At 66.1% G+C, this 16409-nt stretch carries 14 protein-coding genes and 1 pseudogene; 6 read left to right on the top strand and 9 right to left on the bottom strand.

Translation table 11 applies throughout. The annotated features are described in order from the left end of the window. The first annotated feature begins 3 nt into the window (after nt 1-3). The 3 genes from F468_RS0100530 (at nt 4) to purU (ending at nt 2376) form a co-directional block, all read left to right on the top strand. A complete protein-coding gene (locus F468_RS0100530; RefSeq protein ID WP_018139548.1) occupies nt 4-438 on the top strand; it encodes a peptidylprolyl isomerase in 435 nt (144 codons plus the stop codon). A 15-nt stretch (nt 439-453) separates the two neighbouring features. Next, entirely contained in the window at nt 454-1404 is a 951-nt protein-coding gene (ispH, locus tag F468_RS0100525; RefSeq protein WP_026296474.1) for a 4-hydroxy-3-methylbut-2-enyl diphosphate reductase, read from the top strand. A gap of 117 nt (nt 1405-1521) precedes the next feature. After that, nucleotides 1522-2376, top strand: a complete 855-nt coding sequence (gene purU, locus F468_RS0100520) for a formyltetrahydrofolate deformylase (RefSeq protein ID WP_026296473.1) — start codon at nt 1522-1524, stop codon at nt 2374-2376. A 773-nt stretch (nt 2377-3149) separates the two neighbouring features. On the opposite strand, the gene F468_RS0100515 is transcribed toward purU, so the two are convergent. Continuing rightward, on the bottom strand, nt 3150-4127 hold the full coding sequence (locus F468_RS0100515) for a toxin-antitoxin system YwqK family antitoxin (protein ID WP_018994419.1): 978 nt from the start codon (nt 4125-4127) through the stop codon (nt 3150-3152). Then, nucleotides 4124-6421, bottom strand: coding sequence for a hypothetical protein (locus F468_RS0100510; protein ID WP_018994418.1), 2298 nt, complete (start codon nt 6419-6421; stop codon nt 4124-4126). The genes F468_RS0100515 and F468_RS0100510 overlap by 4 nt, the downstream gene beginning before the upstream one ends. A gap of 498 nt (nt 6422-6919) precedes the next feature. On the opposite strand from F468_RS0100510, the pseudogene F468_RS14480 reads away from it, so the two are divergent. After that, a pseudogene (locus tag F468_RS14480) lies at nt 6920-7018 on the top strand (formyltetrahydrofolate deformylase); the annotation flags it as partial. A gap of 210 nt (nt 7019-7228) precedes the next feature. After that, nucleotides 7229-7999, top strand: coding sequence for a S1C family serine protease (locus tag F468_RS0100495; RefSeq protein ID WP_018139542.1), 771 nt, complete (start codon nt 7229-7231; stop codon nt 7997-7999). 11 nt (nt 8000-8010) lie between these two features. On the opposite strand, the gene F468_RS0100490 is transcribed toward F468_RS0100495, so the two are convergent. From F468_RS0100490 to F468_RS0100465, 6 genes are all read right to left on the bottom strand, one after another. Beyond that, entirely contained in the window at nt 8011-9129 is a 1119-nt protein-coding gene (locus tag F468_RS0100490) for a nucleotidyltransferase family protein (protein ID WP_018994417.1), read from the bottom strand. Further along, the gene (locus tag F468_RS0100485) at nt 9119-10030 is read right to left on the bottom strand and encodes an HprK-related kinase A (RefSeq protein WP_018994416.1); all 912 of its coding nucleotides are present in this window, start codon (nt 10028-10030) and stop codon (nt 9119-9121) included. Before F468_RS0100485 ends, F468_RS0100490 begins: the two co-directional genes overlap by 11 nt. Further along, nucleotides 10030-10296 carry an HPr-rel-A system PqqD family peptide chaperone gene (locus F468_RS0100480; RefSeq protein WP_026296394.1) on the bottom strand — a complete coding sequence of 89 codons (267 nt, stop codon included), beginning with the start codon at nt 10294-10296 and terminating at the stop codon, nt 10030-10032. The genes F468_RS0100485 and F468_RS0100480 overlap by 1 nt, the downstream gene beginning before the upstream one ends. 52 nt (nt 10297-10348) lie before the next feature. After that, nucleotides 10349-11059: a hypothetical protein gene (locus F468_RS0100475; protein ID WP_018994415.1), complete on the bottom strand. Its 711-nt coding sequence runs from the start codon at nt 11057-11059 to the stop codon at nt 10349-10351. Nucleotides 11060-11406: 347 nt separating this feature from the next. Continuing rightward, a complete protein-coding gene (locus tag F468_RS0100470) occupies nt 11407-12147 on the bottom strand; it encodes a class I SAM-dependent methyltransferase (RefSeq protein WP_018139537.1) in 741 nt (246 codons plus the stop codon). Beyond that, nucleotides 12128-13588 (bottom strand): VanZ family protein, encoded by a 1461-nt coding sequence (locus F468_RS0100465; protein WP_018139536.1) that lies wholly within the window; start codon nt 13586-13588, stop codon nt 12128-12130. Before F468_RS0100465 ends, F468_RS0100470 begins: the two co-directional genes overlap by 20 nt. Before the next feature lie 133 nt (nt 13589-13721). On the opposite strand from F468_RS0100465, the gene F468_RS0100460 reads away from it, so the two are divergent. Further along, nucleotides 13722-15101 carry a hypothetical protein gene (locus F468_RS0100460; protein ID WP_018994414.1) on the top strand — a complete coding sequence of 460 codons (1380 nt, stop codon included), beginning with the start codon at nt 13722-13724 and terminating at the stop codon, nt 15099-15101. Between the two features lie 12 nt (nt 15102-15113). Here the strand turns inward: F468_RS0100460 and tviB are convergent, their stop codons facing one another. After that, complete coding sequence (tviB, locus tag F468_RS0100455) at nt 15114-16403, bottom strand: Vi polysaccharide biosynthesis UDP-N-acetylglucosamine C-6 dehydrogenase TviB (RefSeq protein WP_018139534.1); 1290 nt, start codon at nt 16401-16403, stop codon at nt 15114-15116. Nucleotides 16404-16409 lie beyond the last annotated feature (6 nt).

The raw sequence follows: 16409 nt of genomic DNA, 5'->3' as shown, positions 1-16409 counted from the left end.
GGCATGACAACGGTAACCAAGGGCGCGACGGTGGAGATGCACTACCGCCTGATCCTGGACAGCGGCTTTGTCGTGGATGGCACCGACGAAGAGACCATCCGCCTCGAGGTCGGGGCGGGCGAGATCCTGCCGGGGCTGGAGGACCTGCTGGTGGGTCTGGAGCCTGGCGATCACCGGGAATTTGCGATCGAGGCCGGGGCCATGTTCCCGTTGCGGGACAATGCGGCGGTGCAGACGATGCCCCGTTCACAGTTTCCGGCGGACATGCCGCTGCAGAAAGACTACATTTACGAATTCACCAGCCCGTCGGGGGATGCGGTCCCGGGCCGCATCGAAGAGGTCGGCGACGAGAGCGTCACCGTGGACTTCAATCACCCCCTGGCCGGGCAGTCGTTCACCTTCGAGGTGGATGTGGTATCGGTTAGCGAACCTCAATAGTTCGCGGGAGCCACTATGAGTATGCAGGTCCAGCTCGCCAATCCGCGCGGTTTCTGCGCCGGGGTCGAGCGCGCCATCGAGATCGTCGAACGCGCGCTGGAGATCTACGGCGCCCCGCTCTATGTCCGTCACGAGGTGGTGCACAACCGCCATGTGGTCGGGCGCCTGGAAGGGGCCGGCGTGAAGTTCGTCGAGGAGCTGGACGAGGTCCCTGACGGCCAGGTGGTGATTTTCTCCGCCCACGGCGTGCCCAAGCGCGTGCAGCAGGAGGCGGAAAACCGCGGCCTGACGGTGTTCGACGCGACCTGCCCGCTGGTGACCAAGGTCCACCTCGAGGTGGCGCGCTATGCCCGCGAGGGTCGAGAAGTGGTGCTGATCGGCCACGCCGGCCACCCCGAGGTCGAGGGGACGCTCGGCCAGTTCGATGACTCCCAGGGCGGGCGCATGATGCTGGTCGAGACCGTCAAGGATGTCGCCAGCCTCGAGGTCGCCAACCCCGAACGCCTGGCCTTCGTCAGCCAGACCACGTTGTCGATGGACGATACCGCCGAGATCATCGACGCCCTGACCGCGCGCTTCCCGAAGATCGAGGGGCCGCGCAAGATGGACATCTGCTACGCGACCCAGAATCGCCAGGACGCCGTGAAGGATCTGGCGAAACAGTGCGACCTGCTGCTGGTCGTCGGCTCGAAGAACAGCTCGAACTCCAATCGCCTGGCCGAAATCGGTGCCCGCCTCGGCATCGAATCCTATCTGGTCGACGGCGCGTCGGACATCGACACCGACTGGCTTCAGGGCAAGCAGCGTATCGGCGTGACCGCCGGCGCCTCCGCCCCCGAGGTCCTGGTCAACGAGGTGCTGGACTTCCTGCGTACCCAAGGGGTCGAGGCGGTCTCCGAGCTGTCCGGTCGCGAGGAGACCGTCACCTTCTCCATTCCCTCCGCCCTGCGCCGCGAATCCGCCTGACCCGGGACCGTTATCGCGGGGCGTGCCGCGCCGTGGCGATTTCCGCATGGGGTCCCAGTGCCGGATCGGCTATGCTCGGCGCTGCACCCCGCTACCCTTCGTGATCCCGAGACACGCATAATGGAACGCCCCCGCTTTCGCCTCAGCATTCGCTGTCCTGACCAGCACGGGATCGTCTCGCGCATCGCGGCGGCCATTGCCGATACCGATGGCTGGATCACCGAGGCTGCGCAGCACACCGACGACGAGGCGGGCTGGTTCTTCATGCGCTGGGTATTCTCGCTGCCGGCCGAAGGCGAGGCCCTGCTCGAGCAGCGGCTGGCCTCCCTGGCACCCGAGCTGCGCATGGACTGGTGGCTGAACAACGCCGACACGCGCCCACGGGTCGTGCTGCTGGCCTCGCGCGAGCCGCATTGCCTGAGTGACCTGCTCGCGCGCTGGAGCGCGGGTGAGCTGGCGATGGAGATCCCCGGGATCCTCTCCAACCACCGCGACCTGGAGCCGCTGGCCACCTGCCACGGCATCCCGTTCGAGCACATCCCGGTGCCGAAGGTCGATCGCGAGGCCGCCTTCGCTACGCTCCAGGAACGCCTGGCGGCCCTGGCACCGGAGACCATCGTGCTCGCCCGCTATATGCAGATCCTCCCGCCGGGACTGTGCGCGGAATACCCCGAGCGCATCCTCAACATCCACCACAGCTTCCTGCCCTCGTTCGTCGGCGCCCGCCCCTATCACCAGGCCTTCGCCCGCGGGGTCAAGCTGATCGGCGCGACCTGCCACTATGTGACCGACGAGCTGGACGCCGGCCCCATCATCGAGCAGGACGTCACCCGCATCCGCCACGACGACGGTGTGCAGGATCTGATCCGCAAGGGACGCGACGTCGAACGCTGGGTCCTCGCGCGCGGCCTGCGTTATCACCTCGAGGGCCGCGTCCTCACCCACGGCAACAAGACCGTCGTCTTCGACTGACGACCGCCGGCCGGACCCTTCCTGTGCCGGTATCCGGCTGTTCAATCCAGCGGCTTGTTCACGAAGATTGAACAGACCCAACGCCGTCCTCTGCACCGCAGCGCCCCCGGCGCGACGCCGGGTGGAAACCTCGCGCGCGGCCGGAAGCCGTGCGGGCCTTCCCACCGACCGAAACGGCCCGGAAGCACTGCAAAACTTGGCACCATGCTCATCAGGGAGCCGGGCCGGAGGGCCTGGAAGCATGGTCGCCGGCGTCCCGCGCGGAGGCTGGTCATGCACAATAGCGCCCGGCAAGCCGTATCCAGTCCGGCAACCCACTGAAGGTCGTGCTCGACTGTCCGGCCCTTGAGCCCGCACTCCCAGAGCAAGAGGATCCCCCAGCCGGCATTCAGCGGCGCTTCGCGGGTGCGGCGATCGCGTTCAACGTTGGCGGCGCATCTCCCAAAAGCGCCCGATCTGCTCGGCGCCCGCCGTCAGGGTCGGTTCGTTACGCAACTGGGTGTCCCGGCCCGGGGCACATCGGAACCGATCAACCGGTGCACCTCCTTAACAGCAAATGAGAACCGCCCTTGGTCGCGAGGTAAACCGGCCATGAAGGTGGTCTACTTGCCCCCGCGTATAGTCAAATTGAAGCGCTGCAAAAGAGAGCCCCGCCGGCCGGCTCGGCGAAATGCGGCTCAATGCTCATAGCATTATGGATCGAAAGAAGACTGTTTCAATTCCGACAGCATCGGTCGCTATTGCCACTGAGCACTGACCTTCGGCCAGGATGATCACCAGTAGCCCTTACGGCCATCGCGATCACCCGGTTCGAAGTGGGTGTATGGCCCGACCTGCTCGCCGCCCGAGTAGTCCGCATATCGCTCCAGGCTGCCATCGTCACGGAAGTGATACCGCCGACCCTCAATGCGACCCTCCCGATAGGACTCTTTTCGCCGAACGTAACCGTGCTCGTTCAAGACCCGCCATTCACCAACCCGGTTACCCGCATCATCAAACCGACCCTCGCCAAGTTCCTGGGCCCAACCGTCTCTGTAGCGCCACTCGCCCACCGAAACACCGCGATCGTAGGCCCCCCACTGCAGGCGTTCGCCCGATTTGCTTTCGAGAACCCACTGGCCATGCCGATGCCCCTGATCGTCGTAGCGGCGGGTCAACACGCCCCCTTCTTTCGGCTTCTGCCAGGTCCCCACCCGCTGTCCGTCCAGCCGCTCTCCCCGGGTTTTAACGGCTCCTTCGCCATCGAACAGCCTGATCGAAGCCCAGTTGCCGGTGTAGGTCTCGATCACCTCTTCCACCAGTTCCTGCTCGCTAAACCGGCGAATGCGGCTGCCCGGGCCATGGGGCGTATCCCAGGGTTCCACCTTACGGGTCAATTCACCGCTATCGTCATAACGGCGCTCCACCACAAGACGGCCCTGGTCGTAAAGCCGGAAGGCCACCTTGTCACCGTCTTCGTTATAGCTTCGCCACTCACCTACACGTTGGTCCGCCTCGTACTGCCCCTCCTCGGCGAGTACGCCATTGTCATGGAAACGCTGGTGCTTGCCCTCCCTGTCTCTCGCCTGATAATGGCTCTGGGGCAGGCGCTCGGCCTCATGGTGGTGACCCTCGTTTTGAGCTGCGGGCTGGTCATCGGCAACGGCGAGGGACGGGGCACCGGCAAGAAGGACGGCGGCAAGCAGGACGGCGCCCAGCCGGGTTTGGATGCCATGTTTCATGATCAGGGTTCCCTTCGCCTGCTTGTTCACGGAAGCGGCGGCAGCTCGCTGGTCCAACGACGGTCGAGGGTTTCATCGCGGGCCACGCGCTGTTCGACACCCACGGCCTCTCCCATCACCCTGATGTAATGCTCCTCCTCCAGGTAGGCTGACAGGCTGGCCTCTGCCAATCCGCCTGCCAGCTCTTCCCGGCCATTGGGCAACACCCCTAGGGCCTCCCCCTGGGCGTCCAGGAAACGGTAATCGGTGAGGAGTGTGCGCATGGCGAGATCCTCATCGAACTCGTCACCAAGAAGCGCGCGCAGGTCCACCATCCAGGGGCGGTCATCCAGAGCGTGCCGGACAGGCACCCATTCGTCGCCGCCGCGGCAACGCAACCGCGACTCGACCTCCAGGTCGTAGAAGTACTGGTGATGTCCATCTTCGGTGCGCAGGGTGTAACGCTGCCTGTGCGGCAACTGCACGCCCTCATCACCGGACCACCAGGTGCTCCTCTCCGGCGTCCAGACCAGGGCGCGTCCCTGAACCTGCGCATCGTTCTCCACGGTGAGCCGACAACGGAGCTGCTGATCGCCGCTGAGCACCACATGCAGCTGATTGCTTTCTTCTCCGAAAGGCACCGGCTCACCGCCCGGGTCCGACAGCCGCCCGTCTGCCGAACCGAAGTCCTCTTCGGTCTGGTGGAAGAGAGGCCTGGAGCCGGGGGGTGGGACATCCAGGTCTGCCAGGCGCTGCTCCCGGGTCATGTAACGCAGCGAACGGGTGAAGGCCGGCTCATCCGCATGGCTGTAAACGGGCAAGGTCAGCTGCTCCGGCGGTTCGTCGAAGGCGAGATGGAAGCTGACCCGCTGGTATTCATGGCGTATCGAATCCAGCATCACAGCCTCCTCGAACCCGAACCATTCTGGCAAGGCATCGGGCTCGGTCCTCAGCAGCATTCCTCTTGCACCCGGAGCCGGGCTGATCCACCAGGGATAGAGCTGCCCCGGCCCACCCCAGTAGTCCACCCGGTACTCGCCGGCGGCATCCAGGGCCGTCACCTTGAACCGCGCTCCGTCTGTCTCGACCTCGCGGGTTTCGGCCTCGTCATCAAGGCTTATTTCAACTTCATGTACCGTGACCGGGTGCCAGGCGGCCTCCGCCTGGATTGCCTCGACCGCCTGAAGCCGGTCGGTCATATCCTGCCAGCCCAGCGGATGGAGGGTATGCACGGTGCTCATTCGCCGAGAATCATCGAACCCGTACTTCATCGTCGGCGGCGAGGAATGAACCGCCAGATCCACCTCGTCTCCGTGCTTGTCCAGCAACCGCAGGCCGGAAACCCGCATCTGACCGAACGTCTGGACGCTTTCCGGGTTGATCAGGTGTTCGAGCTTCAGCTGAAGCTCGCGACCGTTGTCGCGGTCGAGCACGCCGATATCGGAGGGCCAAACTTCATCGGCACTGGCCGCTGCGTCCTCTGTGGCAGCGCCATAAGGCTCCCATAGCTCTGCCAACTCCGGCTCGAGGCCGGCATTGTGTCGGGCCAGTTCAAACATTCCTGGCAAGTCATGCTCCCAGCCCTCCGGCACCATGGCCAGGCTTTGCCTGACACGTCCGCTGAACCGGTCCTCTTCCATGTCCGTCTCGGACACGGCGAACAGGCGCTCCATCCATCCGGTCTCCCGGTCGAGCACCATCACGCCAAAGACCCTGTCACCCTGTCGCTCCGCCTCCACCAACACGGTGACGTGACTGTCGGACACCTCCGCAACCGTGACGCCCAGTTCAGGCCATTCGCCCCATCCGTCCATGGTGAGTTCGGCACCCTCCTCCGCCGGCAAGGCGGTAAGGAGCCCGGGCTGCCCAAGCTGCTCCTCCAGATCACCCATGACCTCGGAGATATGGGGATGCTCCTCCTCGAACTGGGCCCAGAGCTCACCGTCGGCGGCCCGGAACCCGGTCATTCGCCCTTCTTCGGGGTCTAGATCCGCCAGGAAGCCTGCAGACATGATGTCCCCAAGCACCGACAGGTCGCGGGAGCCCACCTCAACACTACTGAACAGAGGGCCACGGCCGTCCCCGGCCATGAAGTAGAGCGGGATCGTGCGGATGACCAGACCGGCGTCACCTTCCTCGACCCGGTATCTCACCAGCATCTCGGTCGTTAACTGCTCAGTCTGGTTACCGAACGGTGACTCGACGTCGGCTTCGACCAGCTGGACCACCTGGAAGGTACGCTCGTCGCCGGCATCCGGCTGGAAGTGGACCTTGTCATCATCGAAGGGATTACACGCGGCGAGCAGACCTGCGCACAGCACGGGCAGGGCATAACGGTACTGCATTCGAAGTCCCTTTCAGTTGTCGTTTCAGCACCGCTTGGGTTGCGGCATATTGGTTCGGGCTCCAAATGGTACTCGTAGTGCCATGCGTCAATGCACCGACAAAACCAAGGCTTATTCAGCGCTTTTGAACGGGATCACTTTTTCCGTCCGTGGTGGCACCGCTCTTGGCGCTCCGACACCCGCCAACCCCGTTCATCCTTGCCGAGAACGGGACCTCCTCGGTAAAGGACGCTCCCTGTGGAGACGCACCTGGATGCCGCCAATCGTGATCGTCTGTTCGAGGAGCATGCCAGCCTGCTGGATCGCAAAGACTTCGACTAAGCGGAAGCCGGGGCGCACATCCTCGGTGCGGACCTGGCTTCGCTTATGGCACCGGCGCCCCGGGCCAGTGCCATCGAAATCCTGGCACGGGAGACAGCACCAGACGGACCACTCCAGCTTGCCGGCATCAGCCTTCCGCAACCGGTAAGGCCCACGCCGAACGACACCAGTGGTGTGGGCCGCGACGTGGAACGCTGGGCCCCCGCCCGCGGCCTGCGTTATCACCTCGAGGGCCGCGTCCTCACCCACGGCAACAAGACCGTCGTCTTCGACTGACCGCCTAGTCGGGGCTGAGTCTGGCCCTCCTTCTTGCCGCCGCACGGCTGAGTTATTGCATGCCCGGAAGGCCCGTCGGGCCGTGCTCTGCGCGCTATTCTCTAGAGGGTTGGCAACAGGGCTGGAGGGCGCGGCATGTGGGGATGGGGACACCTTCTTGGGGGCCTTCGATGGCCCGTTCGTTACCGGCGCCCGCGGGCCCTGTTGTGGATGGCGATACCGCTTGCGCTGCTCGCCCTGGTAGTTGGGCCGGGCCCCGCGCTCGCCGATCCGCTGCCCGATACGGCCGAGCGGGTGAAGGCCTCGGTGGTGAGTATCGCGACCTATCAGCCCACCCGCAGCCCGCGCGCCCAGTACCTCGGGACCGGCTTTGTGATCGACGATGGCCGTCTGGTGGTCACCAACGATCATGTCCTGCCCGGGAGTCTGGACCAGGGCAACCGCGAAAGGCTGGTGGTGGTCAGTGGCCAGGGTCGGGACAACACGATCCATCATGCCGAGGTCGTGGCCCGTGCCGCGAGCGATGACCTGGTCCTGTTGCGCATCGCCGCGCCCTCCCTTCCCGCGCTGCAACTCGGCAACTCCAGCCGGGTGCGGGTCGGAGAAGAGGTCGCGTTCACCGGCTACCCCATCGGCATGATCCTGGGGCTGTACCCGGCCACGCATCGCGCGGGCATCTCGGCGATGACCCCGATGGCGATCCCGGCGCGCCGTGCCGCGGAGCTGGATGACAGCCGCATACGCGCCCTGCGCAATGCCCCGCCAATGGTCTTCCAGCTGGATGCCACGGCCTACCCGGGCAACAGCGGCAGTCCCCTGTACCGCAAGGACACCGGCGAGGTGATCGGAGTAATCAACCAGGTCTATGTCCAGGGCGGGCGGGAAGCGGCCGTGCGCAATCCGAGCGGGATCACCTACGCCATCCCATCGGACCGTATTCGCCCCCTGCTGGAACAGTACCGCTCGCGGGCGGGCGATTGATCAGTGTTTCCCTAACCGTGCTGTTCCGGCTGCGGCTGGGCTGTGGCCGTCTCCGGTTTCTCGGCGAGAAAGGCCTTGTGGAACAGGTGTCGCGCCAAAAGGCCGGCCGGCATCTTGAGCCAGTGCCCACGCAGAAACAGCATGCCCCGTGCGACCGCATCGCGGCGCGGGGTGACCGAGCCGGCGCGCGTGTGCAGCCCGTGCACGAACGCCCAACGGCCAAGTCCCCGCAGGGCAATGCCCGCGCGTGCCCGGGCCAGCCGTTTCACGGGCTCGGGCGGGATCTCGGTCAGCAGTAGTCGGTTCGTGGCCCACAGCGCGCGTTCCGCCATCCAGGCGATGTTCAGGGCCTCGGCTTCCGCGACGAAGTGTTCCCAGAAGGCGTCGCCGTCACGTGCGCCGAAATAGCCAAGCAGCACATGGATGTCGTAGAGGTCGCGCAGGCCCCGATCCCATTCCGTCTCCGAGAACAGGTGCACGATTGCGTGGAGTACCAGATGCGCCGGACACAGGATCCGGAAGCGGAAGGGTTCCGGGAGCGCCTCGCTTTGCTGCCGCAGGCGGGCGGGATCGGGATGGCCGCGGAAGGTCTCCGGCAGGATGTTGTGGTGCAGGTCCAGCGTGGTACCCCGGTGCTGGTGCACCAGTGGAGGCAGTTCGTGCATCCACTCGCGGTAGTAGCGCTGGTCGTAGACATTGTGATGCGTGCCCGACCAGCCCTCGAAGAACAGGAGCTTCTCGGCCCGTTCGACCTCGCTGCGGGGAAAGAGCAGGTCGATGTCGTTGGCCAGCCGCCCACGTGCATTCGGCAGCCCGGCGGCCAGATAGGCCGCCCCTTTCAGCGCGACACCCGGACTCATCCGCGAGAGCAGCCCGTTGTCCAGGCGGCGCAGTTCCCAGGCCAGGGCCTGCGAGCGGTGCTCGGCGATCAGGGCGGCGCCCCAGAGGTGGCTGGCCACCGGTTCCGGCAGGCCGTCCGCCAGGCCCGCGTCGTCCGCGAGGTGCCAGAGCGTACCCAGCAGGGCGCTCTCGCGCGCGGCCGCTAGTAGCGGGGCCCATTCGGCCGTCGTGCGCTCGGCCATGCTCTCCGGCCGTGCCAGGGCCAGGCGCAGTGCGGTGTCAGCGTCCATCGGCCAGCCTGTTGAACTGCTCTATAGCCTCGTCCAGACGGCTGTAGGAAAAGTCGAAGCATGCGGACTGTTCGACCAGTCGTCCGGCGCTGTGAAAGCCTCGTGCACCGAGGGCGGCGTAATTGAAGGCATTGGCGATCAGCTGCATGAACCCGGAACCCGCCGTGCGCGGTTTCAGCTGGGTAGAGGCTCCTGGCTGGTAGTGCGGGAACACGATCCACCCGGGCCGGGCGGTCTCGTGACTGCGGCGCACGGCATCCGTCGGCGGGCGCATGTGTGCCACGGCGCCCTTCAGCGTGTCCGCGATCGGTGTGCTGAGAACCGCCGAGGGGCAGGCATCGCGGATTACGCGGATCGAGTCGTTTTTCAGGCTGACCGGCCGCGCGGGTCCGGAAACCTCACTGGAGGCCAGGTCCACCAGTACGGACTCGTCCGTCAGCAGGCGCCATCCGTGATGGGCCAGGGCTGCGCAGAGGGTGCTTTTCCCGGAGCCCGGCGGCGCGGGCAGGATCAGGGCCTTCCCGTCGCGTTCCAGGGCGGCCGCGTGCAGCACCAGTCGATGCGGCACCTGGTTGGCGATGCACCAGTTCAGTCCCCATTCGAGCATCGGATAGGCCTGGTGGTAGGCCAGGGGCTTGAAGACGCTGCGACGGTCGGCGAGAAACAGGACCTGGGGCCGATAGAAGCGGCGGTGGGAACGCGGTGCGCGCAGCTCGCAGTGGAAGTCGTAGAAACTCGAGTGGTCGGCTACTTCGAAGTCCCGGTACAGCGACTCGATACCCCGGGCCACGCTGGCGATCGGGCTCTGGATGCGGCTGGTGAAGGGGCCAGTGCGCAGATAAAGGCCACGGCCTGTCAGGCTGCGCTGGAGCCGGGCCTGTCCCAGATCCGCGATCCGCATCAGGGGCGTTCCCGGATCAGATCAGCCGATTGCAGGCTCGACAGCCAGCGCTCCAGTTCGGCCTCCGCGTCTTCCGTCGACAGGCCCAGGTGTCGCGCCAGGGCGGCCTCGTCCATCGCCGTGCCCTCGCCCAGACCGCCCATCAGTGCGGCGGCCGCGGGTGTCAGCAGGTGGGTGGTACCGGCCCCGGGGTGAAACACCACGCACTCCTGCCCCAGGGTGCGCTGTTGCAGCCCGTCAGTCCGTTGCCACCTGCGGCGCGACATATTGTTCCCCCTGGGTTCCGGCCATTACGGCGGCCATTACGGAATGAATGGCTCAGGCGGACCCCCAGCTCGGGAGGCCCATCGTGTTCTCCAGGAACCGATACACCTGCTCGGGGTACAGGCGGTCGCCGCCATCGGTCTCGTAGTGGCCATGCTCCAGGGTGTCGGTGACGATGTCCCGGACCAGGCGTTCGGAGAGCGGGTACCCGTTGGTGTACTTGGCATTCAACAGTGCGGCGGTGCCGTAGCGGATCACTTCGCGTTCGGCTGCCCCTTGCACATCCAGCACGAATACGGAAGCCGAGACGGCCCCGATCATGGTGAGGTCCCCTTCCTCTTCCTGGAAGCCCCGGCTCACGCCCGGGAAGCCGTAGTTCGAGTCGAACAGGACGCCGGACTCTACCGCCAGCCGCCATTCCGGATGGCTGTGGAAGGAGGCGCTGTTGAACAGTTGACCGCCGCCGCCACGGCCCTGGCCACTTACATTCTGTGAAAGACTGGCGTGCGTCGGGTCATAGCCCCCGCTCCAGTAGTCGGGGGAGTGGCCGCCACAGTCCTGGGGCCCGTCGTGGCGCGACACATTGCCGGACGCCCAGCCCGAGGGCATGCAGTTCGCACCGGCCGCCTTCAATGGCGAGGCATGCAGGGTCATCAGCAGAGGGGTGGCCCCGAGCATCGCCCGGCTCAGACGCCGCCGATTGTGGCCGTGTGTACCCAGCCCCTCCTGGCGCCGGCTTGAGTCCTGGTTGTCGTTTTGTTCCATCGTGTCCCTCCAGAATTTTCGGGACCGGGCGTTGGTTGGATCGGTATCGCGTCCAGGGAGACGCGGACAATCCAGACTCCTGGTTTGATACTAGTCCGGGTTACCCGGGTCCTCGCATTCCGTCGCGATATTTTTTATTGCCACACGTATTCGCCGCGACAACCAAAACACAGAGCAATATCTATACCCCAAATCAACAACGATGTAATCGGCTGTTTGGAAGGCTTTTTCTCATACCAAGGGTCCGGCGTGGGCTTTTCTGAGAAGTGATTTGTAAAAGGCGCTGACACTTGTGGTCGTTCGCCAATGCCGGCACGCCCGGTGGCATGAAGGAGTGTCACCTCCTTTTACATTTGCCCTTTGCGTGTACGCAGGATGAACGAGTGACACAACCGCTCCGCGATCCACGGCGATGCCTGCCAAAGGGCCCTCGCCCAGCGGCTCTCGGCCGGGCCCTGGAGCCCGTGCAGCCGGCCCGGAACCAGGGGCAGCCAGTAACACGCCAGAGGCTGCAGGCCGGCGGCCCGCGCGGCTGCCTGCAGCGAGTCGGTGGCCTCGTAGCGCAAATGGGGTGCCTTTCCGGCCCGGACCCGTCGGCGTTCCTGCAGCACGGTGGGCCAGGTCCTGGCGTTCAGCGCATCCACCCAGATCTCGCCGCCGGGGCGCAGCACGCGATGCATCTCCGCGAGTGCCGGGCGTGAGTCGGCCAGCGCCTGCATTACCCCGAAACAGAGCACGCCATCGAACTCGCCATCGGCGAACGGCAGGTGGTGGACATCCGCCGCCAGCCAGTCGATCGACGCGGGGCTGCGCTGTCGCGCCTTGTGCAACGACGGGGCGGAGTAGTCCAGCCCGATCGGGCTGCGCCCTTCGGCCTGCAGCAGCCGGGTATAGGTGCCGGCACCGCAGCCGATATCGAGCCATCGCGTCCCTTCGGGACGGGCCTGCTGCCAGAGCGACTGGAACTGCCGCACCCGGCTGGCCAGCCCGGTGGGCGTCCAGCCCGCGATTGCAGCGTCGTCGTCGCACTGGCTGCCCCGCTGGGTAAAGCGCTGGCGCCAGCGCTGCTCAAAACTGGAGTTCGTCACGCTCGTGTTCCCGCCTGGATGGTTCGCTGATGACTGTAGACCGCTCGGCCGTGACTGGCGCCGAACCGGGTGGCCGGGCCCGGGTGTGGCTCGTGGTACTGGCTTCGGTAGCAAGGCGCGTCAGGAAGTGCAGCGCGGTCGCCATGCCCCAGGCGGCCAATGTGGCCAGGACCAGACTGGCCGGGTCGGGCCGCAGCCCCACGACCAGCAGCTTGCCACCTTCCATCAGCAGAGCCGCGAGCAGCCCGCCGAGGGCGGCCAGCCACTGCAACTGGCGCGGATGCAGCGGGCGCCGGATCTGCGCCAGCCATATCAGCGCGCCCAGCGGCAGGTACATGGCCACATGCAGTGCCGCACTACGCAGGGCCACGGTCTCGCCGACGAAGTAGTGGTAATAGAACGGCCAGAGATTGAGCTGGGCCCATTGCGCCGAGATGGCCGCCCGGTCCCACTGGTAGGGGCCCAGGTCGTGGTTCAGGGCGAGCAGCGCGACCCCGTAGAGTGGCGTCGCAACGACCAGGAGCGGGATCGCGGCACGCCGCAGGGTCTGCATCACCTGCGGCGGCGAGAGGTACTCGTACAGGAGCATGCCTGTGGCAAATCCGGCGCCCCGCAGCACGGCCGATCGGCCCTCCGCGATCCCCGAGAGCGTGGCAAGATTCAGGGCCTCCAGCAGGATGGCCAGGAGCGCGGCCAGGGTCACCAGCACGGTCCCGTTCGCGGACGGGCGCCGTCCGAGTCCGTACGCGAGCAGGATCCCGACGGGCACACTGGCTACCAGTGTCAGGCCCAGCTCGGAGATACAGCGAAGACCGGACGTACAGGCCCCGGCTGCGACCCACAGGCCCCAGGTGTCGGAGTCGAGGCGCTGACTCCACTCGGCGGTGGACAGGACCAGGTCGAATGGGGCCAGGCCGATCGCGACGTACAGGATCGCATAGGCGATCAGGACGGCAGGCACGGTGACACGGTTTGGGCCTGCGAGCTGGCCTCGCCAGCGCAGCAGCGGCCGGCGCAGTCCCCACCACATCAGGGCCCCGACCACCGCACCGAGGAAATTGCCCGCGATGTCCGCCCCGGCCGGATAGCGATAGGGCAGCCAGATCTGCAGGAACTCCACCGTTGCCGTGGCCGCCAGCCCCAGAAGGGCGACCAGCGCGAGGGCACCCAGGTGCCATACAAGGTGACTGCGGCCATAGGTGAGCCAGGCCATCCAGAAAAAGCCCAGCGGCATGAACATCATGGCATTGGCCATGAACTGGGCGCGCCCGCTGGCGCCGGGTCCCTGCAGGCTCATGTCGCGGTAGAGTGACCACGCCTCCTCCAGACCCATCCCGCCGAACTCGAACGGCAGCAACGTCAGGTAGAGGGCAAATCCCAGGGACAGCCACGCCCCGATGACACAGGTCCACAGGGCCAGTGGTTCGCGTCTGCGTGTCATGGGTTGCCGCGCTCGCACATGGTCTAACCTGACAAGGGGGCATACACCGGAGTATGGCCCCTCCAATCGCCAGAGCGCGGGCTGGTTTCGCAGGCCCCGGGCAGGGAGTGCGGTGATGACGGCAGGGCGGTCAATGTTCCACTCGCTTGTGTCCCGGGCATGGGTGCTGGCGGGCGTGATGCTGCTGGCCATGATGACGGCGGGCGCCGACATGCCACGACCGGGCGGGGCGTCCGAGGCCCCCGCAGCCGCGACCCGCGTGCTGCAGACCGACCCGGAGGGATTGCGCCGTGCCGTGCGCCAGCTGCGCCCTGGCGATCATCTTCAGCTCGCCCCGGGCGAATACCCGGAGCCGCTGGTGCTGCGAGGCGTTAGCGGGACGGCCGAGCGGCCAATCGTGATCACCGGCCCGGATTCTGGAGACCCGGCCATCCTCCGCGGTCGTTCGGGCAGCAATACCATTCGCCTGATCAATGCCGCGCACCTGGTGATCCGGCACCTGACCCTGGAGGGGGGCGGGCACAACATTGCCGGGGTCGTGGTCGAGCACGACAGTGAATACGCCCACGACATCACGCTGGAGCACCTGACCATACGCGGCTACGACCGTTCGCAGGGCAACAGCGGCATCACCACCCGTGCCGCCGCCTGGAACTGGACCATCCGCCACAACGACATTCGCGATGTCGGCACCGGCATGTATCTCGGTCGGCCGGATGGTACGGGGCCGTTTGTCGCGGGCCTGATCGAGCACAACTTCATTGGCCGTACCCTGGGCTACAACATGCAGATCAAGCACCAGCGTCCGCGAGCCCCGCGCGCGGGGATGCCGACCGAACCCCATGCCACCATCATCCGTCACAATGTGTTCAGCAAGGCGGAGCGCGCGAGCAGCGGCCATCGCGCGCGGCCCAACCTGCTGGTAGGGCACTTCCCGCCCGAAGGACCCGGGCAGCACGACTGGTACTGGATCTACGGCAACCTCTTCTACCAGAACCCCCACCAGCGCCTCTTTCAGGGCGAAGGCCGTCTGGCCCTGTACAACAACCTGTTTTTCAACGATGCCGGCAGTGCCCTGATCGTGCAGCCGCACAACCACATCCCGAAGGATGTCCTGATCGTCCACAACACCGTGGTCGCACGAGAGTTCGGGATACGACTGGTTCCCGGCGATCGGCGCTATGAACAGGTCATTGCCGGGAATGCGGTCTTCGCCGACCCCGCGATTGATGCCGCGCGCACGGCGCAAACGGAAATCAACCACGAGGTCGGCTTCGAACGGGCTTCGGCCTACCTGGTGCGCCCGCGCGGGCCGCTTGCGGAGCTCGATCTGTTCCCGCTGGAAGGGATGCCGGGGTACGAAGGTTTGCCCGAGTTCCAAAGTCCTCTACCTCCCGGTCTGGGTCGCGACTACAACGACCGCGATCGCAGTCAGCCCCGATTCGGGGCCTACGCGGGCGGCTACGAGGCCAATCCGGGGCGGCGCGAAGGCGTCGGGCCGGCAGCCCGGTAGCGGCCCGCGCGGTCACAGGCGCAGGTCGCTGGCCTCGCGAGGGAAGACCGATTTCACATCGAACAGGACCGCTTGCGGGTGCGCGAGTGCACGGATCGCCTCCACTCCCATGTCCAGGAACGCCTGGTGGGGCACCGCCACGATGATGGCGTCAAACGAGTCCGCCTCGGGAGGCGCGGTGATCGGGGTGATGCCGTATTCGTGCTCGGCCTCCTCCGGGTCGACCCAGGGATCAAACACGACGACCTCCGTGTTGTACCCGCTCAGCGTATGGTAGATGTCCATCACGCGCGTATTGCGCAGGTCCGGGCAGTTTTCCTTGAAGGTCAGGCCCATCAGCAGGATGCGCGCCCCCACCGGATTGATCCCCTTGCGCACCAGCGCCCGGATGGTCGCGTCCGCGATGTGCGCCCCCATCGCGTCATTCACGCGGCGCCCAGCCAGGATCATCTCCGGGTGGTGCCCGACGGCCTGGGCCTTGTGGGTCAGGTAGTACGGGTCCACCCCGATGCAGTGCCCGCCCACCAGGCCGGGCCGGAACGGCAGGAAGTTCCATTTGGTCCCGGCGGCCTGCAGGACCGCTTCCGTATCGAGGCCCAGGCGCTCGAACAGCAGCGCCAGCTCGTTGATCAGGGCGATGTTCACGTCGCGCTGGGTGTTCTCGATCACCTTGGCGGCCTCGGCGACACGGATGCTCTCGGCCTTGTGCGTACCGGCGGTGATGACGCGCGCATACAGGGCGTCGACGAAGTCCGCCACCTCCGGTAGCGAGCCCGAGGTGACCTTCTTGATGGAGGTGACCCGATGCGCCTTGTCCCCGGGGTTGATCCGCTCGGGGCTGTAGCCGGTGAAGAAATCCTCGTTGTGGGTCAGCCCGGATTCCCGTTCCAGGATCGGGACGCAGTCTTCCTCCGTCGCCCCCGGATAGACCGTCGACTCGTAGATCACCACGTCACCGCGCTTGAGCACCTGGCCCACGGTATGGGTGGCCCCGAGCAGGGGGCGCAGGTCCGGTCGGCGGTGGGCATCGATCGGCGTCGGCACGGTCACCACGAACACATTGCACGCGCGCAGCGCCCCGAGTTCCGTGGTGTAGTCCAGCTGCGTCGCGGCAGCGAGATCTTCCGGCTCGACCTCGCGGGTGCGGTCGATGCCGTTCTTCAGGTCCTGGATGCGGCCGGGCTGGATGTCGAATCCCAGGGTCGGCCAGACCCGGCCGAACTCGACCGCCAGCGGCAGCCCGACATAACCCAGTCCGATAACCCCGAGGCGAATCTCTTCCGATGAGGGGAGTGCATGCATGAGTGA

This window comes from Thioalkalivibrio sp. ALJ2, assembly GCF_000378325.1.
Taxonomy (GTDB): Bacteria; Pseudomonadota; Gammaproteobacteria; order Ectothiorhodospirales; family Ectothiorhodospiraceae; genus Thioalkalivibrio.
The sequence above is the reverse complement of the archived record's forward strand: the minus strand, read 5'-3'. Positions and strand labels throughout refer to the sequence as shown.